At 56.1% G+C, this 19509-nt stretch carries 14 protein-coding genes; 13 read left to right on the forward strand and 1 reads right to left on the reverse strand.

Annotated elements, in window-relative coordinates; genetic code table 11:
* Positions 1 to 37: 37 nt before the first annotated feature.
* Complete coding sequence (locus D7Z26_RS08310; protein WP_120975753.1) at positions 38 to 3349, reverse strand: S-layer homology domain-containing protein; 3312 nt, start codon at positions 3347 to 3349, stop codon at positions 38 to 40.
* Positions 3350 to 3543: 194 nt separating this feature from the next.
* Between D7Z26_RS08310 and addB the strand changes: the two genes are divergently transcribed.
* From addB to D7Z26_RS08380, 13 genes are all read left to right on the forward strand, one after another.
* Positions 3544 to 7089, forward strand: coding sequence for a helicase-exonuclease AddAB subunit AddB (gene addB / locus D7Z26_RS08315; RefSeq protein ID WP_120975755.1), 3546 nt, complete (start codon positions 3544 to 3546; stop codon positions 7087 to 7089).
* Complete coding sequence (locus D7Z26_RS08320) at positions 7076 to 11080, forward strand: UvrD-helicase domain-containing protein (RefSeq protein WP_120975757.1); 4005 nt, start codon at positions 7076 to 7078, stop codon at positions 11078 to 11080. Before addB ends, D7Z26_RS08320 begins: the two co-directional genes overlap by 14 nt.
* Before the next feature lie 43 nt (positions 11081 to 11123).
* Positions 11124 to 11738 carry a hypothetical protein gene (locus D7Z26_RS08325; RefSeq protein ID WP_120975759.1) on the forward strand — a complete coding sequence of 205 codons (615 nt, stop codon included), beginning with the start codon at positions 11124 to 11126 and terminating at the stop codon, positions 11736 to 11738.
* A 108-nt stretch (positions 11739 to 11846) separates the two neighbouring features.
* Entirely contained in the window at positions 11847 to 12323 is a 477-nt protein-coding gene (locus D7Z26_RS27990; RefSeq protein WP_325050441.1) for a hypothetical protein, read from the forward strand.
* A gap of 132 nt (positions 12324 to 12455) precedes the next feature.
* Positions 12456 to 12821, forward strand: a complete 366-nt coding sequence (locus D7Z26_RS08340; RefSeq protein WP_120975761.1) for a histidine triad nucleotide-binding protein — start codon at positions 12456 to 12458, stop codon at positions 12819 to 12821.
* 144 nt (positions 12822 to 12965) lie between these two features.
* Positions 12966 to 13139: a 30S ribosomal protein S21 gene (gene rpsU, locus D7Z26_RS08345; RefSeq protein WP_115990702.1), complete on the forward strand. Its 174-nt coding sequence runs from the start codon at positions 12966 to 12968 to the stop codon at positions 13137 to 13139.
* A 15-nt stretch (positions 13140 to 13154) separates the two neighbouring features.
* Entirely contained in the window at positions 13155 to 13598 is a 444-nt protein-coding gene (locus tag D7Z26_RS08350) for a GatB/YqeY domain-containing protein (protein ID WP_120975763.1), read from the forward strand.
* 169 nt (positions 13599 to 13767) lie between these two features.
* On the forward strand, positions 13768 to 15138 hold the full coding sequence (locus tag D7Z26_RS08355; RefSeq protein WP_120976531.1) for an NfeD family protein: 1371 nt from the start codon (positions 13768 to 13770) through the stop codon (positions 15136 to 15138).
* 66 nt (positions 15139 to 15204) lie between these two features.
* Entirely contained in the window at positions 15205 to 16191 is a 987-nt protein-coding gene (gene floA, locus D7Z26_RS08360; protein WP_120975765.1) for a flotillin-like protein FloA, read from the forward strand.
* Positions 16192 to 16239: 48 nt separating this feature from the next.
* Complete coding sequence (locus D7Z26_RS08365; protein WP_120975767.1) at positions 16240 to 16776, forward strand: hypothetical protein; 537 nt, start codon at positions 16240 to 16242, stop codon at positions 16774 to 16776.
* A gap of 185 nt (positions 16777 to 16961) precedes the next feature.
* Entirely contained in the window at positions 16962 to 17258 is a 297-nt protein-coding gene (yqfC, locus tag D7Z26_RS08370; RefSeq protein ID WP_120975769.1) for a sporulation protein YqfC, read from the forward strand.
* Between the two features lie 61 nt (positions 17259 to 17319).
* Positions 17320 to 18498: a sporulation protein YqfD gene (gene yqfD / locus D7Z26_RS08375; RefSeq protein WP_120975771.1), complete on the forward strand. Its 1179-nt coding sequence runs from the start codon at positions 17320 to 17322 to the stop codon at positions 18496 to 18498.
* Between the two features lie 38 nt (positions 18499 to 18536).
* Entirely contained in the window at positions 18537 to 19493 is a 957-nt protein-coding gene (locus D7Z26_RS08380; protein WP_407643496.1) for a PhoH family protein, read from the forward strand.
* The last annotated feature ends 16 nt before the right edge of the window (positions 19494 to 19509 follow it).

Here is a 19509-nt window from a genome sequence, read left to right on the forward strand (position 1 = left end):
CTTGCGATGGCGCGCAAGGCTCTTTTTTCGTCGTTCGTTATTCGACTTGTTTATTTTTGTAGTCGATTACTCGTTGAATCAATACGGCTGCTTCCGCGCGGGTCATCGATTCGGCTGGTTTGAACTTTCCGTCGGGCGTGCCCGACATGAGACCCGTCGACACGACTCCTCCGACTAAACCCGGCGCGATTCGAATTTCGGCACGATCTTTTAATCCTGCTATGCTAGCGGGAGATTCCTTTAATTTCAAAGCTATGGCCGTCCAGATGGCCGCTTCGACGCGAGTAATGTTTTTGGCGGGCTCGAACTTGTCGCCGTAAGCTAAAGGCTTAAACCAGCCACCGTTAGCGGAAGCCTCGATATACGGAAAGGACCATTTGCTTGCAGGGACGTCTTGGAACGATGGCTTAGCGGCTAGCATCGGTTTTGCTCCCGCGGCTTGCGCGAGCATCTTCGCGAATTGCTCGCGACTGACGGGAGCGTTTGGCCGAAACGTGCCGTCTTGAAAGCCTGCGACAATTCCCGCCTCGGCCAACATCGACACTTCCTTCCTTGCCCAATGCTTGATCATATCCGAGAAGGGACTGTCTTTTGACTCGGCGACCGAAGAATTAAATCGATACACGGCCAAGTTTTTCTCGGTGGAAGAAACTAACAGTATCCGATCGTCGCCTAACGATGCCGATAAAGCGTAATTCAGGCCGAATTCATCCGTCGTCCATTGGAGGGTACCGTCATAACGAAACTTGCTTACGGAATGCTTGTCCTGAATTTTATTTCCCAGCGGAATAACGCCGATATTGCTCCAGGCCAGGAATCCGTCGTCCAGTTTGAGCAAGGCGGTCACCGCCTTGGCATCGATCGTACGGGACAACGTTCCGTTCGTCTTAATGACCAAAACGTCGTTATAGGCGGGCACGAATAGCTCGTTTCCTCGCGAGATAGGGGCGGAAGATAGGGAACGCTTCAAATTCGTACGCTTGATAAGCTTGCCGCTTGCGTCCAATTGGACGATGATTCCATCGCTTAACGCTACGGCAATCGATCCGTCATCGGAGACGACCGGTTCGAAATAGCCCATCTGGGCGGTATCCGGTTCGTATTTCCAGCGAACGGAGCCGTTCGAAGCATCCAGAGCGTATAAGGTACCTGCGGTCACAACCGATTGCGGCGAGGATCCGCTATTCGTTTGATAGCTATATTGTTTGGCGATGACGTAGAGTACGGTGCCGTCAGGCGAGAAGCTCATCGCGTTATCTACGCGGCCCGTCAAGCTTGAGGTCCATTTCAGAGCATTATTTGCATCGATGGAATACAGCTTGGAAACGGACGTGTCTTTCTGATTTGTTATTTTTTGAACTGGGGGATTAAACGCGGCATATACGGTTCCGTTCCGGTCGATGGCCGTCGAACCGTGGCTACCTCCCAGCGCGTGAGTTTTAATTTCCGTTCCCTTATCCGAATCGAGTTTAATAAATTTTCCGTCCGCGGTGCCTATGTACAGCGCATGGTCTGAACCGTAAACCGGCGGCGAATTGACCGTTTGTCCCGCTTCGTATGTCCAAAGCGCGTTTCCTTCGGGACCAAAGGCTTTGACTTGTCCTTTGACGGAAACCGAGAATGCGTTCCCGGTAGAGTCGGCGACGGCTAGGGGAACGAGAAAGTCCGCGGAATCGAATTGCCATTTTCGTTCGGTGGTTTTAATCGTCGCGGTAAGAGGTTTTCCTTTCGACACGGTCAACGTTAAGGAAGCTTTGAATGTCTTGTAGGTCGCGGTTATCGTCGCTGTCCCGGAATTGACTCCAAGCACTTGTCCCGTAACGCCGTCTACTTGTACGACGGATTCGTTGGAGCTTGCGTATCGGGCTTCATTGCCAAGCGTAATCCGTCTGCCGTCCGAATATAGCTGTTCCGTGCTTAACGTTATCCGGTCGCCCGGCCTGAGCGAAATCGCCAGATTCGGCTTTACCGCTATCCCGGTGAGTCTGGATGGCCCGTTCGGTCGATCGTTCGCTTTCGTTAGCGACCCTTGAGCGGAGCCAATGAGGAAGTAGCCGTCCTCTTGCGGCGAATAGGCATAGTAATTTCCCGCCTCCCCAGTATATAGAGCGACGGACCGAAGATCGTAGGACACGGACAGCAATCCGTCGTAAGTTTTAAAATACAGCGTTTTGTCCGTCGGATAGGCGGCTTGGAGATAACCCGGATTATCGTATGAGCGGGTCAATAGGCCACCCGAATCCACGACGGCCAATTGATCGGAAATCAGCGCGGACACGCGAGTGTTGTCCGTCCCATCGGGCCGGAACAGCGCGACCGGAATGACCAATCCGCCTTCGGGCCTGGGGTAGACGTTATAGGAGGCATAGACTCCGGGTTGGTCGTTAAAAACGTATTTCCACTTCTCCGCCCCCGTCGCATCGAGCGCGTACACCGTCCCCGAGAAGGAGGCGACGTAAAGCGTGCCGTCCATTCCGAGAGCGAGACTATTTGCGGAGCTTGGGATTTCCCGCAGCTTCTTCGCGCCACCGGCATTCACCGAATAGATGGCCGAGGTGGCTTTGAGTTCATCGTTTGCCGTCATAAAAGTCTGCGGCGAGTCCGAACTGCCTATGATACCGGAAAAGTAAATATTTCCTTTTTCGTCGCTTATCGCCTTCAAGTACTCGGTTATATTGTCCAGCTTTTGTTGCCAGCGATAATTGCCGTTATCGAGCAATTCTCCGACGAGGAAGGTTCGATTCGACGTAAGTTTATTGGAACTGAAAATAGGCTTCAAGTCTTGGGTGACCGCGAATACTTTCGTCGCTCCGCCGACCTTCTGACTCCACAACGAACTTACGATAGCTTTCCGGCTTTCTTCTATTCCCGACGGGTTCAAATTAATCAGGATGTGAGACGACAGTAAATGCACATATCCGCTATCTTGAACGACCATGGCAGTAAAATAATCGCTCGTCGACTCGTATTCCCATTTCTTGCTTCCGTCGGAAGTAATCGAGTAGACGTTTCCGCCCGAGCCAACGTACAGGGTCCCGTCGGCGGCTTGCGCGATTTGGACCGTTCCCGCGTTTCTGGACACGGCGATCGGATACCGCCACGCAATCGATCCGTCTTTTCGGACGGCGACCAGGTTGCCGTCGGAGGTAGGTACATAGGCGATCTGTTCGGCGCCGATGTAAGGGTCGCCTATTACCGAAGCCCCGAGCCCGGTTCTCCATTGTTCCGAGAACGCGCTTTTGGCGGGGGCGAATTTCTCGGCGAAAGCGGCGGGCGCTAGGCAGGAAGCGATGAGAGTTAGACTAGCGATCAAAATAACGAGTTGTCGTAATACGCGAAGATACTTCATTGAAACCTCCCGGCAATTGAGAAATGAATGAAAGAGTATTCGATAGATCCAACTATAAAACCTTTATTTGGATGAGGAAATACTACGCATTCTCTTCGTTATCTTTTTTTGGATCGGCGAACGTCTGTGCGCATGGACGGGCCGTATGTTACAATGGGTGGAGTTTAAGCAGCACACGATCGGAGGAATGCCGCATGTCGCTTCGGCTCATAACGGGACGTTCGGGAAGCGGAAAGACGCGTCTCGTCTTGGATGAAATAAGAGAAAAGCTGCGGGAAGACGCGCTTGGATCCCCCTTGATATTGCTAGTTCCGGAACAGGCGACGTTCCAAGCGGAGTACGCGATGGCGACGACGCCCGGAATGAACGGCTTCATGCGCGCCCAGGTGCTTAGTTTCCGTCGGCTAGCGTTCCGCGTCATGCAGGAGACGGGAGGTTCCGCGGTCGTTCCGATTCACGATAACGGCAAAGCGATGTTGTTGCATAAAGTACTCGAAGCTCGGAGAGAGAGTTTGCGCTTATTCCGAGGAGGAAAGTCCGAGTCCGGGCTCATCGCGCGCATCAACGATTTATTGACGGAAATGAAAAGATACGGCATAGACGGCGATAAGCTGACCGAGCAGGCGAACGCGGCCGCAAGGCGAACGGCGAGCGATCCGCATTCCGCCTTGCTGGCTGACAAGCTTCACGATCTTTCCCTGATTTACTCCGAGATGGAGCGGGAGCTCGCGGGTCATTGGCTCGACGGAGAGGATATGCTTAGCTGGCTCGCGAAGGGAACGCCGTCGGCAATCTCTCTCGAGGGTGCCGAAATCTGGGTGGACGGATTCCACGGCTTTACCCCTAGCGAATACGCCGTATTGGAAGCCCTTCTGCGCAAGACGAAGCGGGTTAACGTGGCGTTATGCTTGGACCGTCCATACGGCGCAGGGGAGCGGCCGGACGAGCTCGAATTGTTCCATCCTACCGCGGAGACTTCCTCCCAGTTGTGCGAACTGGCGCAATCGGCCGGAGCGAAGCTCGAAGCGCCGGTTCTCGTTCATCCGGTTATCGCGCCGCGCTTCGAACGGAACCCGCTGCTCGCGTTTCTCGAATGCAATTGGAGCAATCGCGTTCGGTGGAACGGGGATGTTTCGCTGATGCGACCGGACCATCCGGACTGCGGGCTTTCCTTGCATGCCGCGGCTAATCGCAGGGCGGAAGCGGAAGCCGTGGCGAGGGATATGCGGCTTCGCGTCAGGGAGCAAGGCGGAAGATGGCGGGATATGGCCATCTTCGTAAGGAAAATGGACGATTACGCGGATTTGCTCGCTTCCGTGTTCGGGGATTACGGAATTCCTTATTATTTGGACGGCAAAGCCGGCGTTTCGCATCATCCGCTCGTCGAGTTCATTCGTTCCGCATTGGAATGCGTGACCGGCGGATGGAAAGCGGAAGCCGTGTTTCGTTGCGCGAAGACGGATTTGCTGGGAACGCCGGAAAGACGGGTAACGCGCGACGAAATCGATAGATTGGAAAATTATACGCTCGCCGCCGGAATCGACGGCTGGCGTTGGCACTCCGCGCAGGTTTGGCTGCCGCTATTCCGCGGCGATCTCGAAGACGAGACGGTCGCCAACGAAGCGGACGATGCGATGAGAAGGCTGATCGAGGTGCGCGATGCGCTAATCGGTCCGTTGCGGGAACTGCAGGAAGGGATGCAAGAGGCGACGACCGTAAGGGGGCTTTGCGAGAGCTTATTCGGTTTTCTCGAGCGCACCGGCGCGGCGGACATGCTGGAAAGTTGGAGCGCGGAAGACGGCGCCTCGGGCAAGCCGGGTAAAATGGCGCTGCATAGGCCGCTATGGGATGCGGTAATGACGCTACTAGACCAATTGGTAGAGTTGATGGGCGAGCAAGAGCCGGATTCGCTTCTGTTCGCCGGGATGGTGGATTCCGGCTTGGAGGAGCTGAAGCTCGGGGCCGTTCCCCCTTCGCTTGACGGCGTGCTGATCGGAAGTCCGGAGAGAACGCGTTCGGATCGCGTTCGGATCGTTTATTTGCTCGGCGCCAACGATGGGGTTCTGCCGATGCGAATTTCGGAGAACGGCTTGATCGCGGAAGAGGAGAGGGACCGGTTGGCCGCGACGGGACTGTCGCTTGCGCCCGGCTCGCGGCGGAGATTGCTGGACGAGCAATTCCTCGCTTATTTGACGTTGACGACCGCGTCCGAGCATCTCTGGATCAGTTATCCGGTCGCCGACGAAGAAGGAGGCGGGTTGCTGCCTTCGGAGTGGATCGGCAAGCTCAAGAAGAGATTCCCGGGCATTCCCGTCCGGTCGGTTGCGCCAGAGCCGCAGGAAACGCAATCCGAGGAAGAGCAACTCGAATACGCGGATCATCCGGGAAGAGCGATGACCCACCTTCTGGCAAGATTAAGGAGTTGGCGTCAAGGGGAAGCCGTGACCGCAGGCTGGTGGTCGGTATACGACTGGCTCATCGGCAACCGGGATTGGAACAAGAAATTAGTATCGCTCCTTTCCTCTTTGAACTATTCCAACGAAGAGAAGCCGCTGGAACCGGAGACAAGCCGTTTGCTCTACGGGGAACGGCTGCTCGCGAGCGTCTCGCGTATGGAACGGTTCATCGCTTGCCCGTTCCAGCATTTCGCCGCTCATGGGTTGCGGCTTCAGGAGCGCAGATTGTTCCGCGTCGACTCTCCGGATATCGGACAGCTTTTCCACGCGGCTCTTCGCCAGACGACGGAGAAGATGTTCGCGGAAGGTCCAGCAGGCGTCGACGCCGCCCGCTGGCAAAGCGAAGCGGCAGCGGCGGTGGATAAGCTGTTGCCCCGTATCCAATCCCAAATTCTGTTATCGTCCAACCGGCACCAAGTCATGGCGCGCAAGCTGCGGGACATCGTCAAGCAAGCATCGTCCGTTCTGGGCGAACACGCGGCGCTGTCGGCTTTCAAACCCGTCGGGCTGGAGATGAGCTTCGGTCCGAACGGTCTTCTCCCGCCACTGTCGCTTGAGCTGGACGGAGGACGTTGGATGGATATCGCGGGTAAGATCGACCGCGTGGACGCGGCCCACTCTTCGTCCGGTTTGTTGCTGCGGATACTGGACTATAAATCCAGCGCGATGAAGCTGAAGCTGGACGAGGTCGCTCACGGACTGTCGTTGCAAATGCTCACCTATTTGGACGTCGTCGTCTCGCATGCCCCGCACTGGCTCGGACAAGCGGCCAAACCGGCGGGCGTGCTGTATTTCCACGTGCAGAATCCGCTGCTTCTTACGCCGAATGGATTGCCTAAAGACGAAGCAAGGAATGCTTTGTTCCGTCAATACCGCATGCAGGGACTGCTGCTGTCCGACGGCGAGTCCGTTAAGCTGATGGACGAATCGTTGAACCAGAACAGCAAGTCCGCGGTCGTGCCCGTCGAATTCAAGAAGGACGGGTCTTTCTCCGCGCGCTCGCAGGTCGCGAATCAGAGCGAGTGGGAAGTGCTAAGAGGGTCCGTGCGCAGGCAAATTCGCCGGATCGGCAAACGGATCGTCGACGGAGACGTCGCGATCGCTCCCTATCGGCTCGACAAACGCAGTCCATGCACGTTCTGCGATTTCCGGCCGGTATGCCATTTCGACAGTCAAGTGGAAGGCAACGCCTATCAAGCGTTAAGCAAATCGGGCAGTCGCGAGGAGCTGTGGAGACGGCTCGCGGACGGCGCGCAAGGAGGGAATCCCAATGCATCAAATTAATCGTTGGCCGGCGAAACCGGAAGGCAGCCGCTGGACGGACGAGCAATGGGCCGCGATCTCGGCGGACGGTTCCAACTTGCTCGTCGCCGCCGCGGCGGGATCGGGCAAGACGGCCGTGCTCGTCGAGAGGATGATCTCGCGAATCGCGGACGAGAACCGTCCGCTGAACGTGGACGCAATGCTCGTGGCGACGTTCACGAAAGCCGCCGCGGCGGAGATGAAAGAGAGAATTCGCCACGCGTTGGAGGAGGCTCTAGAGAACGATCCGGACTCCAAGCATTTGCGGAGGCAGATCGCGCTCCTGCCCAGGGCGGCGGTAACGACGCTCCATTCCTTCTGCTTGGAAGTCGTGGAGCGGTACGCTCCGCTCATCGAGCTCGATCCCGGCTTCCGCATGGCGAACGAGACCGAAGCCGAACTACTCCGCATGGATACCCTGGACGAGCTGTTCGAGGAACGTTACGAAAGCGAAGGCGAGGCGGGAGGACTAGCGGCTCTCGCCGATCGGTTCGGCGGCGAGAGAAGCGACGAACCGCTTCACCGTCTCGTATTGGAGCTGCACGAATTCGCCGGCAGTCATCCTTGGCCGGAGCATTGGCTCAGGCAAAGGGCGGGTGAGTTCGGTCAAGCCGACGCGGAAGCGCTGCTCCGTTCGCTCTGGGTGAATACGCTTCGCCAGGATGCCATGCTTTTGCTGGAAGGGATGCTCCATCTATTGCGCGGCGCGCTGCGAACCGCGCATGAGCCGGGAGGGCCGGAGCCTTACATCGATACGCTGTTCGCGGATATCGACGGACTGGAGAACGCTGCGGAAGCGTTCGCGAACGGCGGCTGGGAGGACTGGCAGGCGGCCGTCGCGAACATCTCGTTCGGTAGGCTGAAGCCGTGCAAAGGCGACGAATACGATCCCGCTTTGATCGATCGAGTCAAAAGCATCCGCGACGCGGCCAAGAAAACGGCGGGCAAGCTATCCGAAGAATGGCTTATTCGCTCGCCCGCCCAATACGCGGAAGAATTACGGGCGCTCGCTCCCGACATGGAACGACTGGCGGAGCTCGCCATCGCTTTCGGCGAACGTTACGAACAAGCGAAGCGGGCGAAGGGATTGCTCGACTTCGGCGATCTGGAGCATTACGCGTTGCGCATTCTGCGCGACCCGGTCTCCACGCCTGACGCGAGCGTTCCCTCGTTGGCCGCGCTAAGCTTCCGCGAGCGATTCTCGGAAATTTATTTGGACGAATATCAGGATACGAACGAAGTCCAGGAAGCGATCGTTTCCTTGATCGCCAGAAGCAAACCGGGGAACGTATTCATGGTCGGAGACGTGAAACAGAGCATCTATCGTTTTCGACTGGCGGAACCGGGTTTGTTCTTGAACAAGTATAAAACCTATGAAGCCTATTCGGATCTCATCGGGAGCGAAGGTACCGGGACGCGAGCGTCGGAGACCGAAACGGTCGCGGACGTCTCCGATAATTCCGACGGTTTGCGCATCGATCTGGCGCGCAATTTCCGTAGCCGCAGGGAAATCGTAAACGCGGTTAACCACGTATTCCGGCTCATTATGCGAGAGCCCGTAGGCGAGATGAATTACGATTCTCGCGCCGAGCTGATCTACGGGGAAGGGTATCCCGAATCCGGACAACCGAATCCGTATGCGGCCGAGTTGATTTTGCTAGATGCCGCGAAGCCCGTCGAAGATAATGCGAGTCCCGCAACGGGCAAGACGGGAGTAACGGACTCCGTATCGGCCGATGGAGCGGACGATGCTTCCTCGGCGGGAGAAAACCCGTCCGATGAAACCGAGTCGGAGGATCTCGAATCGGCGCAGTTGGAAGCGAGATGCATCGCCGCCGAGATCCGCAAGCTTATGGGAGCGGACGATGAAGAAGGCAAGGCGTTCGCCGTATACGACGGCAAAGCCAAGCTGTACCGTCCGGCGCAATATCGGGACATCGTCATCTTGCTCAGGGCGGTCACGGCGCTAGCGCCGGCATTCCTCGACGAGCTGAAGGCGGCGGGCATACCGGCTTACGCGGATTTGGCGACCGGCTATTTCGCGGCTACGGAAGTCGATATTATGCTGTCGTTGCTGTCGGTCATCGACAACCCGCATCAGGATATTCCGCTGGCCGGGGTGCTTCGCTCTCCGATCGGAGGCTTCACGGCCGAGCAATTGGCCCGTATTCGCCTTGCGAGACGTTCCGGCACGTTCTGGGAGGCGGTTAATGCCGCGGTAGATAGAGCTGATGCATCGGCGGACGAAAGCGAAGAAGATGGATTTCGCGAGGCCTTAAGCGGCTTCGTGAACCAATTGGAGCAATGGCGCGATTACGCGCGAAGAGAACCGCTCGGCGACCTGCTCTGGAAGCTATATCGCGAAACGGGCTATTACGATTACGTGGGCGGATTGCCCGGAGGCGGACAACGCCAAGCCAACTTGCGCGCGCTCGTTAATCGCGCCGTGCAATACGAACGTTCCTCCCGTTTTCGAGGATTATTCCGGTTCCTTAGATTTCTTGGCAGGATGAGGGATACGGGAGCGGATCTCGGAGCCGCCCGCGCGCTCGGCGAGAGCGAGAACGTCGTGCGGATCGTGTCCATTCACCGAAGTAAGGGGCTGGAATTCCCGGTCGTATTCGCCGCGGGATTAGGCAGAAACTTCAATCGCCGGGATCTGAACGGGGCATTCCTGAAGCATAAGAAGCTCGGCTTCGGCCCGCGGGTCGTGGAAGAGGATACTCGCGTAACGTATCCGACGCTTCCGCAGCTCGCGATAAGACGCAAGCTGGCCGCGGAGATGCTCGCGGAAGAAATGCGCGTGCTCTACGTTGCGTTGACGAGGCCGAAGGAGAAGCTTTATCTCGTCGGGGTTAGCAAAGACGCCGCGAAAACTTGGGAGCAATGGACGGAAACCGCCGCTATGGCGGAGACGAGTCTTCCTAACCATTCCGTCGCCGCCGCGAGCAAGTATTTCGATTGGCTGGGACCTGCGGCCGTTATCGCGAGCGAACTCGACGACGCTGAGCGAAGATGGATTTGCCGGATCGTTCCGGCGGTCGAATATACCCGTCAAGTCTCATCGGAAACGCGAGCGGAGCACGATGACGCGAAGCGTTGGGACGCGGTGTTAAAAGGCGAACCCGTAGAAGCGGAGACTTCGGCGGCTTCGGCCCTTATCGACCGGATATTATCTTGGGAATACAACAATGTCGGCGCGACCCAAGTCGCGGCCAAGACTTCTATAACGGCGCTGAAAAACCGTATTCCTCAGCCGATGTTAGCGCGAATGGATGCAGCTTCCCCATTCCAGGATACGCCTGAAGATCCATCGACGCGAATGGCGGATGAAGGTTTGCCGCAGGAGGATGTCGCGGACGCGGCGGAAACGGCGAACGGCATCATGAGCGATGCTCCTGCCGCGACGTTCCGCCTCCGCCGACCGGGATTCATGAGTGCGCGGAAGCTGACCGCTGCCGAACGAGGCACTGCCTTCCACTTGGCCATGCAGCATTTGCCCCTGCAAGCGGGAATGGACTTGCTCCGTATCGACGACATGCTTGCCGATCTAGTCGAACGTCGAATTCTGACCGCGGAGCAATGCGAGGGCATCGAGGCTTCCGCCTTGGCCGCTTTTTGCGGAACCGCATTATACGATCGGCTTTGCAGAGCTTCGAGGGTATGGAGGGAAGTCCCTTTTACCTACGGGATGGAGGCGGCGGAAGCTTATCCGGCCGCAATCGAAGCCGGATCCGGCGAGACGGTCGTTATCCAAGGGGTAATCGATTGCTTGTTCGAGGAAGAAGACGGGCTCGTACTCGTAGATTACAAGACGGACCGGTTAGCGGGCTCGACCGCTATGGAGGCGGCGGAGAATCATCGGTTCCAGGTCGAGAAATACGGCGAAGCGGTCCGGAATATCGCGGGCAAACCGGTTAAGGAAGCTTATGTATACTTTTTCGAAGGCGGCCACGTGGTGCGCCTGGTTTAATTCAACATCTGCCGAATCGATCGGCAGCGCGGGAGGAAATCCGATGACGGATAACGTCGAAGTAAAGCGATCCTATACGGTTCCCATCTTGTTTCTGATCATGATGGTGATGCTAACTTTAATTATTATTTTTTATTCGAAATACTTACTGACCGATCAAGCGCGAAAGACGGATCAGGGACAAGCTTTAACCCAGCGTTACAACTTCGCGCTCTTATTCGCCGAAAGGCTTCATGACGGCGCCGACGGGTTGTTGAACGCCAAAACCGAAGCCGAGCGAATTCGTTCGGTCCGGATGCTCGGAGAAGCGGAAGTTGCCGCGGGAGAGGCGGCGGCTTTGTTCGGAGAAGCGACGAGCCGCTCGTCGGGCCAATCGTCGGAGGAAGCCGGCAAGCCGTTTTTCTCGACGATAAGCTCGCTTATGGGCTCGGAAGGACGTTTGGCGACGATAGGGGAGCGCGAAGGTTCCCTTAATGCGGAAGAAACCGAGGTATTGATCCAAGCGCGAGACGCCGCCGCGGAGATGCAGGAAGCGTTGGGGGAATTCCGTCCGTTGACCGGGGAAGCGGGATACCGGTCCATGGCGACGAAGAACGAATGGGTAGCTAGCGCGGTTAAAGCGGGCGAAGCGTTGCAGCGGAGTTTTTCCGCTAAATAAAAGAATTCCAAATGGGCGCGTTCTCGCGCCCATTTGTTGCACCTCCTTGTAGCCATTCGCCCATCTCGGCATATGATGTTGGGAAAAGCGCCCAAGGAGGGAATGCTCATGGAAAAAAACAAACCGGCTCAGGCTGCAACGCAGCAAGCGAAAAAACCTAACCAACCTATCGCGACGTTGCCTGCCGCGCCTCAACCTGTTGCGCCTCAGCCCGTTGCGCCGCAATATATCGCACCGCAATATGTCACGCCGCAATATGCCGCGCCGCAATATGTCGCGATGCAGCCGATGACGAAGCCTTCGACGCATAAGATAACCAAAAGCCAGTGCGAGTCCCACATGCACCGATACGTGGAAGTCAAAGCCGCGGACGGGTACTGCTATGACGGGATCGTGGAGCATGTGGACGACGAATGGCTGTGTCTCGCGGTTCCGGGAAGCGTGGATCTGATGAGGGCGTTCGGCCCCTACCCGCCGTTTTCTCCGTTCGGACCGTTTTCCCCATACCGTCCGCGAAGATTCGACAGGCTCGTGCTTCCGCTCGCAGGACTGGCCGCGATCTCGTTGCTGCCCTACTACTGGTAATCTCCCGCGCATATCGTTAACAGGCCTGCACGCGCTGCAGGCCTTTTCCGTCTGTTCCGTAAGCTTGTAGGTTGGACGAATGATGAGCCGATCGGTTATGATAAATGCATATCGATTCGAAGGAGTGCCATTATGTCCGACTGCCTATTCTGTAAAATCGTCGAAGGAACGATTCCGGCCCGTAAAGCGTACGAAGACGATCAAGTCCTCGCCTTTCACGATATTCAGCCCCAAGCTCCCGTCCATTTGCTCGTCATTCCGAAGAAGCATATCGCCACGATGAACGATTGCGAAGCGGAAGACGCCGCGCTCCTGGGGCAGACGTTGCTCGCCGCGCAAAAAGTCGCCGCAGAAGCCGGTTTGGCCGAAAGCGGATATCGTCTAATCAACAATTGCGGAAGGGATGCCGGTCAACTCGTGTTCCACATCCATTGGCATATTCTCGGAGGAGAGAAATTAGGTTCCTTGAATCCATCGGAAAAGCCCTCGATCGACTAGTTCGTCATCGGATGCGCAAAGGAAAAACTTAGTGCCGGACGATTCGTATTTTTTCGTCGAGCGTAAGTTGACACTCCCTTTCCTCATCACATATAATATAGTTTGATAACCGTGTTGGGTCTGTTGCGGAGGGAGGGAAAACAGGTGGCCGAAACAAAAGTACGAAAAAATGAAACAATCGACGCTGCACTCCGCCGCTTTAAGCGTTCCATTGCCAAAGACGGCGTTCTCGCGGAAGTGAAGAAACGTAAACATTACGAAAAACCGAGCGTTAAGCGTAAGTTGAAATCCGAAGCTGCGCGCAAACGGAAGTTCTAGGAGGAATCCGCACTCATGAATCTTGCGGAACGGTTGAACGAAGACATGAAGCAAGCGATGAGGGACGGGAATAAATTCCGTCTGCAAACGATTCGCATGGTTCGCGCATCGATCAAAAACCAAGAAATCGAGCTGCGCCGCCCGCTTGACGATAACGAAACGCTTAATATATTGAGCCGTGAACTCAAGCAGCGACGCGATTCCCAACTAGACTTCGAAAGAGGCGGTCGGGAAGACCTCGTAGCCAACGTTAAAGCAGAAATTGAGATCATCTCCGAATATCTCCCGCGACAGCTTACCGAAGAAGAAATCAAAGCTATTGTTGTACAGACCATGCAAGAGACCGGTGCTTCTTCTAAAGCAGACCTAGGGAAATTGATGGGTGCCCTTATGCCCAAGGTTAAGGGGATCGCGGACGGTAAACTCGTCAATGCGATCGTCCAACAATCTCTGCAATAATTCCGACGAACGACAGGCACTCCCGAATAGGGAGTGCTTTTTGCTTTATTTGAGCTTATTTCCTCATAAATAAGGAAATAACCGACGCGAAATGAAACGATACTTGCGGTAAACCGTATATTACTGTAAGTTGGAAAAAAACAGCTTGGGAGGAATGGATTTGATTCCAATGGATGCATACCGCCTAAGCCGGAACGGTCGGTCAAGCGCGCTAAGGCTTGCGGTGCTGTTCCTGCTAGCGGCAATCCCTCTTTTGGGCGCATTGACGGGGAGCGCGCAAGCGGCTTCCGCTCCGTCCGAAGGATCGGTGTACGTAGTTCCTTTGCAGCAGACCGTACAAAGCGGTTTGGCTTCATTTCTGGATCGCGCCTTAGCGGACGCGGAAAAAGTTAAAGCCTCGCTCGTCGTGCTCGATATCGATACGCCGGGGGGCAAGCTGGCTACCGCCGAGGAAATCGGTAAGCGCATTCGCGAGAGCAAAGTACCGACGGTCGCCTACGTCTCGGGTAAGGCCGCTTCGGCTGGCGCCTACCTCGCGCTAAGCGCGGGCGGCATCTCGATGGCGCCGGGAACGACGATCGGAGCCGCCATGATCGTGGACGGCAACGGCAATGCGGTGGATAATCCGAAGCTCGTTTCATTCTGGAGCGAGGAGATGGCTTCCGCGGCGCAGATTAACGGCCGCGACCGGAATATCGCGGTTGCCATGGTGGATCCGAGCCGGGTCATCGAGCTCAAAGCGATCGGGGAGACGAAGGAAAAAGGCCAGATTTTGTCCTTGAGCGCCGAACAAGCATTAAAAGTCGGATATGCGGACAATATTTCCAAGACGGTCGAGGAAGTTATCGCTTGGAAAGGCTTGTCCGATCGGCCGGTCGTGGAGTTCAAGCCTTCATTCGCCGAACGGGTGGCGGAAGTCGTTACGGGATCGGGCGTTAGCACTTTGCTGCTTATTATCGGAATCGCCGGAGTCGCCATCGAGTTTTTCGTTCCCGGCTTCGGGATACCGGGAATCGTCGGCTTGCTGGCGTTCAGCCTGTACTTCTTCGGCCAATCGATCGCGGGCTTCGCGGGAATGGAGGCGATGGTCGTCTTTATTATCGGAATCGGCTTACTTGTTCTGGAGGCGTTCATTCCGAGCTTCGGCATTCTGGGCATACTCGGAATCGCGGCGTTGATTACCGGGATTACGATGGGCGCGTACGACACGGGTAATGCACTTAGATCGTTAGGCATTGCGGTGATCGTCGCCGCGGTGATCGTCTCCGTAGTCGCCTACATATTCCGCAAGCGGGGAATATGGAACAAGTTTATCCTGAAGGAACAACTCACGACGGAAAAAGGCTTCGTTCCCCAAGTATCCCGCGAGCAATGGATCGGCCAGGAGGGGACTACGACATCGATGCTGCGACCTTCGGGCGTCGCGGATTTCGGAGGACAACGGCTTGACGTTATCACTTCCGGCGAGTTCATCGAAGCAGGAAAGCCGGTACGAGTCGTATCGGTAGACGGAACGCGGATTCTCGTAAAAGAAATCTAAGATCGCCGTAATTCGGAATTATAAGTTATGGAAGTCGCACGGCCACTAATTTGTCGGAGGTATACAATGAATAACACGGACGTTCAGTTACTCGTAATTATCGCTTTGGCAGTCATCGCGGTGTCGGTGTTCATGAGCTTTTTTCCCTTCATGCTATGGATCTCGGCGCTCGCTTCGGGCGTAAGAATCAGCATCATCACGCTGGTAGCGATGCGTTTGCGGCGCGTGACTCCAAGCCGGATCGTCAATCCGATGATCAAAGCGACTAAAGCGGGGCTCGGCTTGAACATTAACCAATTGGAAAGCCATTTTCTCGCGGGGGGAAACGTCGACCGCGTCGTCAATGCGTTGATCGCGGCGCAACGCGCGGATATTCCGCTCGTATTCGAACGGGCCGCCGCAATCGATCTTGCGGGCCGGGACGTGCTGCAAGCCGTGCAAATGAGCGTTAATCCGAAAGTCATCGAAACGCCGGTCGTATCCGCGGTCGCCAAAAACGGGATCGAAGTCAAAGTTAAGGCTCGCGTTACGGTTCGTGCCAATATCGACCGCCTTGTCGGGGGCGCCGGAGAAGAAACGATTCTTGCCCGCGTCGCGGAAGGAATCGTCAGTACGAACGGCGCGTCCGAATCCCATAAGGACGTGTTGGAACATCCCGATTTGATCTCCAAAACCGTTCTTAGCAAAGGTTTGGACGCGGGCACCGCATTCGAAATCCTGTCGATCGATATCGCCGACGTAGACGTAGGCAAAAATATCGGAGCGAACCTTCAAACCGAGCAAGCCGAGGCCGACAAGAGAATCGCCCAGGCGAAGGCGGAGGAACGCCGCGCTATGGCCGTCGCGCACGAGCAAGAGATGAAAGCGCGCGTCGTGGAGATGCAAGCCAAAGTTGTCGAGGCGGAGTCCGAGGTACCTCTGGCCATGGCCGAAGCGCTCAAGAGCGGCAAGATCGGCGTTATGGATTACATGAATTTGAAAAACATCGAAGCGGATACGCAGATGAGAGGCTCCATCGGCAAGCATAACGACGACGGATTTCCGAAGCCGTGACCGCATGCCTCCCCTACGATGAACTTGCCTAAGCGAGGAGGGTAACGCATGGAGCAGTTAATCTCGTTCTTGACGCACAATTTCTATTTCGTAATTGTCGTCGTCGGCATTTTTTATTCGATGTTCTTCCGCAAATCGCCGATCGAACGAAAGCCGAACAGAATGCCGGACTTCGGCGGCTCCGGACATCCCAGAACATCTGCGAATCCGCGGCAGCCGCATGAACCGAATCAATCGTCGCACCCGTCGCAACAACCCCTGCAGCGGCCAATCCAACAGCGTCCGCAGCCTCAGCAACGCCAAGAGCCTAATCCTCTTGCGTCAAGGCCCGCGGCCAAGCCGGACCAATCGAAGCGGGAGGCGCCGATACGGCTCGCCGAGGCCCATGTCGACCCCTACGCGCCTGAATTGGGGCCTTCGGCGGTTGCCGGGACGTCGCAACCTAAAGCGAACGCAGCGGCTGCGAGGACGGTCGAAACGCAGCGCGTAGGCGCCGCGGCCTTATCGCGGTCGGAAATCGCCCGCGCCGTCATGTGGGCGGAAATTCTCGGTCCTCCGCGCGCGAAAAAACCGTATCGGAGATAATTCCGCGGACTTAGATTAATCATCGATGCTCTATCGATCAGGGACTGCCCGAAAGGCGTTTTACGCCTTTCGGGCAGTCCCTTTTTCGATTAGAGGTTTGTTTCGAATCGAGGCTTGACCGCCCGCCGCTTCATAAAGGGAGCATTACGCGCATATGTTTACCCTATAGGAGGGAGGACCGCCCAATGGTGCGTGTAAGTCGGAAGCTGCGCAAATGGACCGCGACGATTCTCGACCTGCCGCAGGATGTGGTGCTGGACTTGCCGCGCATCACGATGATCGGGGGCCTTCAGGTAACGGTGGAAAATCACCGCGGGATTCTTCACTTCTCTCCGGATAACCTTCGCTTGGCCATGGATAACGGAGAAATGGAAGTGACGGGCCAAAATTTGATTATTCGCAATATCGGCGCCGAGGAAGTGTTCGTCGAAGGGAATATCTTGGGCGTGCAGCTGCGCGCCAAAGGAAAACCGCCCGGCTGAAGACCGGGCGGCGGCCGCGGCGGTAGGCCGATGATTCAGGATGGGCGGGGGGAGAGCGGGTATGAAAGGATCTTGGGTTGCGATGTTGCGCGGTTACGTATGGGTCAAGCTCATCGGGGGTGAGCCGGAATCATTCCTTAACGCTGCGACTAAAGAAGGAATATCGCTTTGGAATATTTCGTTCACGAAGTCGGGCGAGCTGAATTTCGGGGTGTCGGTTCCCGATTTCTTCAAGTTGAAGCCGCTGTTGCGCCTAAACGGCAGTCGTACTCGGATTTTGTCCAAGCACGGCTTGCCTTTTCGCATGGAGCGTCTGTCCAGAAGGAAGACGTTCGCGGTCGGCATGATCGTGTTCGTGGCGGCGCTCTTTATCCTCTCTACTTTCATCTGGAACGTGAAGGTGGAAGGTAATTCCGCGATTCCGGAAGAAAAAATCCTCCAAGCCGCAAAGGCGGAGGGCATTTACTCGATGCAATGGTCGTTCCGGATGCAAGACGCAGCATCGCTCTCCCAGAGGCTAGCGTTGCGTTTGCCCGATGCGGCGTGGGTCGGGGTGGACAAGCGGGGGACGTCGATAACGATTACGGTCATCGATTCGACCAAGCCGGACAAGAAGCCGCTGGAAGGGCCGAGGCATCTCGTGGCGAAGACGGATGCGGTCATAACCCGCATCGTCGCGGAGAGCGGGCGTCCGAAGGTAGAGCGCAACGATAGGGTACGCAAAGGAGACGTGCTGATCTCGGGCATTATCGGCGACGAAACAAACTTCAAGACGGTCGTTTCCAAAGGCAAAGTGATGGGACTCGTCTGGCACGAGTACCGCATTGCGTCTCCGCTCGCGACGAAAACGAAAAATTTCACCGGCGTTTCTCAGGACCGAAAATATTTGATCATCGGCAACAGGGCATTGCAAATATCGGGGTACAAAGGAGAAGAATACGGTAGCTCTCTGACGAGAACGTCGGTTCAACGCACACGATTGTGGAACCGGATGCTGCCGTTCGGCACGATGACGGAGCATGAACTGGAAGTCACGGAGATCGAGTCCGAACTGACCCCGACCGAGGCAAAGGAAGCGGGGCTTGCACAGGCGCGCGCCGAAATAAAAGTCAAATGGGGACAGGATGCGACGATTAAAGCGGAAAACATTTTGCATGAACATACCGAGAATGGTAAAGTGATGTTAACCGTTTTATTTGAAGTAGAACAATCCATAGAGATGGAACGTCCAATAGGATAAGCGTCTTCGATTAGGGGGAATGAGTTTTTTTGACGGAACTGAAACAATACACGACAATCCCGTTACGTAACGCGGCCGAAGGCTTGGCGGTATTCGGTCCCCAGGACAAATTCCTGCGACTAATCGAGAAGGAAACCGTATCGCTTATCCATTCCAGGGATGCGGAAATCTATATTGAAGGACCGCAAGATGAGGTACGCTCGCTGGAGCAGCTGTTCGAGACGCTGATCCAACTCGTCCAGGGCGGGCTCCAACTGAACGAACGCGACGTCCGTTACGCATTGGAACTGTCGCGAGAAATGAAAGCGGACGAGCTCCTTTCCTTGTTCAAAGGGGAAATCACGGCGACGTTCCGCGGCAAGCCCGTCATTCCGAAGACGCTCGGACAGCGGCATTACGTTACGACGATCCGCAAGAAGGACATCGTCTTCGGCATCGGACCGGCAGGGACCGGGAAAACCTACCTCGCCGTCATGTGCGCCGTAGCGGCTTTGAAGGAAGGCAGAGTTAAGCGGATCATGCTGACTCGGCCGGCGGTCGAGGCGGGAGAGAGCCTAGGGTTCCTTCCGGGCGATCTGCAAGAGAAGGTCGACCCATATTTGCGACCGTTATACGACGCTTTGAACGATGCGCTCGGCTTGGAAGGCGTCGCGAAGGCGATGGAACGCGGGCAAATCGAAATCGCTCCGCTCGCCTACATGCGGGGACGGACGCTGGACGATTCGTTCGTCATTCTCGACGAAGCCCAGAACACGACGCCGGAACAAATGAAAATGTTCCTGACGCGGCTAGGTTTCGGCTCACGAATGGTCATTACGGGCGACGTGACCCAGATCGATTTGCCGAAAGGAAAAAAATCCGGTTTGATCGAAGCGGAACGCATTCTAAGGGAAATCGAAGAAATCGGCATGGTGTACTTTACGGATCAAGACGTCGTGAGGCACGCCCTCGTCCAAAAAATCATTTTGGCTTATAACGACCATAGCGAACAATAACAATAAGGGAGGGGAG

The sequence above is a fragment of the Cohnella endophytica genome (assembly GCF_003628305.1).
GTDB lineage: Bacteria > Bacillota > Bacilli > Paenibacillales > Paenibacillaceae > Cohnella > Cohnella endophytica.

Excerpts from the sequence above, each read along its gene's own strand:
- D7Z26_RS08325 (WP_120975759.1), top strand. The coding sequence starts at position 11,124 with ATGACGGATAACGTCGAAGTAAAGCGATCCTATACGGTTCCCATCTTG.
- D7Z26_RS08365 (WP_120975767.1), top strand. The coding sequence starts at position 16,240 with ATGGAGCAGTTAATCTCGTTCTTGACGCACAATTTCTATTTCGTAATT.
- D7Z26_RS27990 (WP_325050441.1), top strand. The coding sequence starts at position 11,847 with ATGGAAAAAAACAAACCGGCTCAGGCTGCAACGCAGCAAGCGAAAAAA.
- D7Z26_RS08320 (WP_120975757.1), top strand. The coding sequence starts at position 7,076 with ATGCATCAAATTAATCGTTGGCCGGCGAAACCGGAAGGCAGCCGCTGG.
- yqfD (WP_120975771.1), top strand. The coding sequence starts at position 17,320 with ATGAAAGGATCTTGGGTTGCGATGTTGCGCGGTTACGTATGGGTCAAG.
- D7Z26_RS08310 (WP_120975753.1), bottom strand. The coding sequence starts at position 3,349 with ATGAAGTATCTTCGCGTATTACGACAACTCGTTATTTTGATCGCTAGT.
- floA (WP_120975765.1), top strand. The coding sequence starts at position 15,205 with ATGAATAACACGGACGTTCAGTTACTCGTAATTATCGCTTTGGCAGTC.
- D7Z26_RS08340 (WP_120975761.1), top strand. The coding sequence starts at position 12,456 with ATGTCCGACTGCCTATTCTGTAAAATCGTCGAAGGAACGATTCCGGCC.
- yqfC (WP_120975769.1), top strand. The coding sequence starts at position 16,962 with ATGGTGCGTGTAAGTCGGAAGCTGCGCAAATGGACCGCGACGATTCTC.
- D7Z26_RS08355 (WP_120976531.1), top strand. The coding sequence starts at position 13,768 with ATGGATGCATACCGCCTAAGCCGGAACGGTCGGTCAAGCGCGCTAAGG.
- addB (WP_120975755.1), top strand. The coding sequence starts at position 3,544 with ATGTCGCTTCGGCTCATAACGGGACGTTCGGGAAGCGGAAAGACGCGT.
- D7Z26_RS08350 (WP_120975763.1), top strand. The coding sequence starts at position 13,155 with ATGAATCTTGCGGAACGGTTGAACGAAGACATGAAGCAAGCGATGAGG.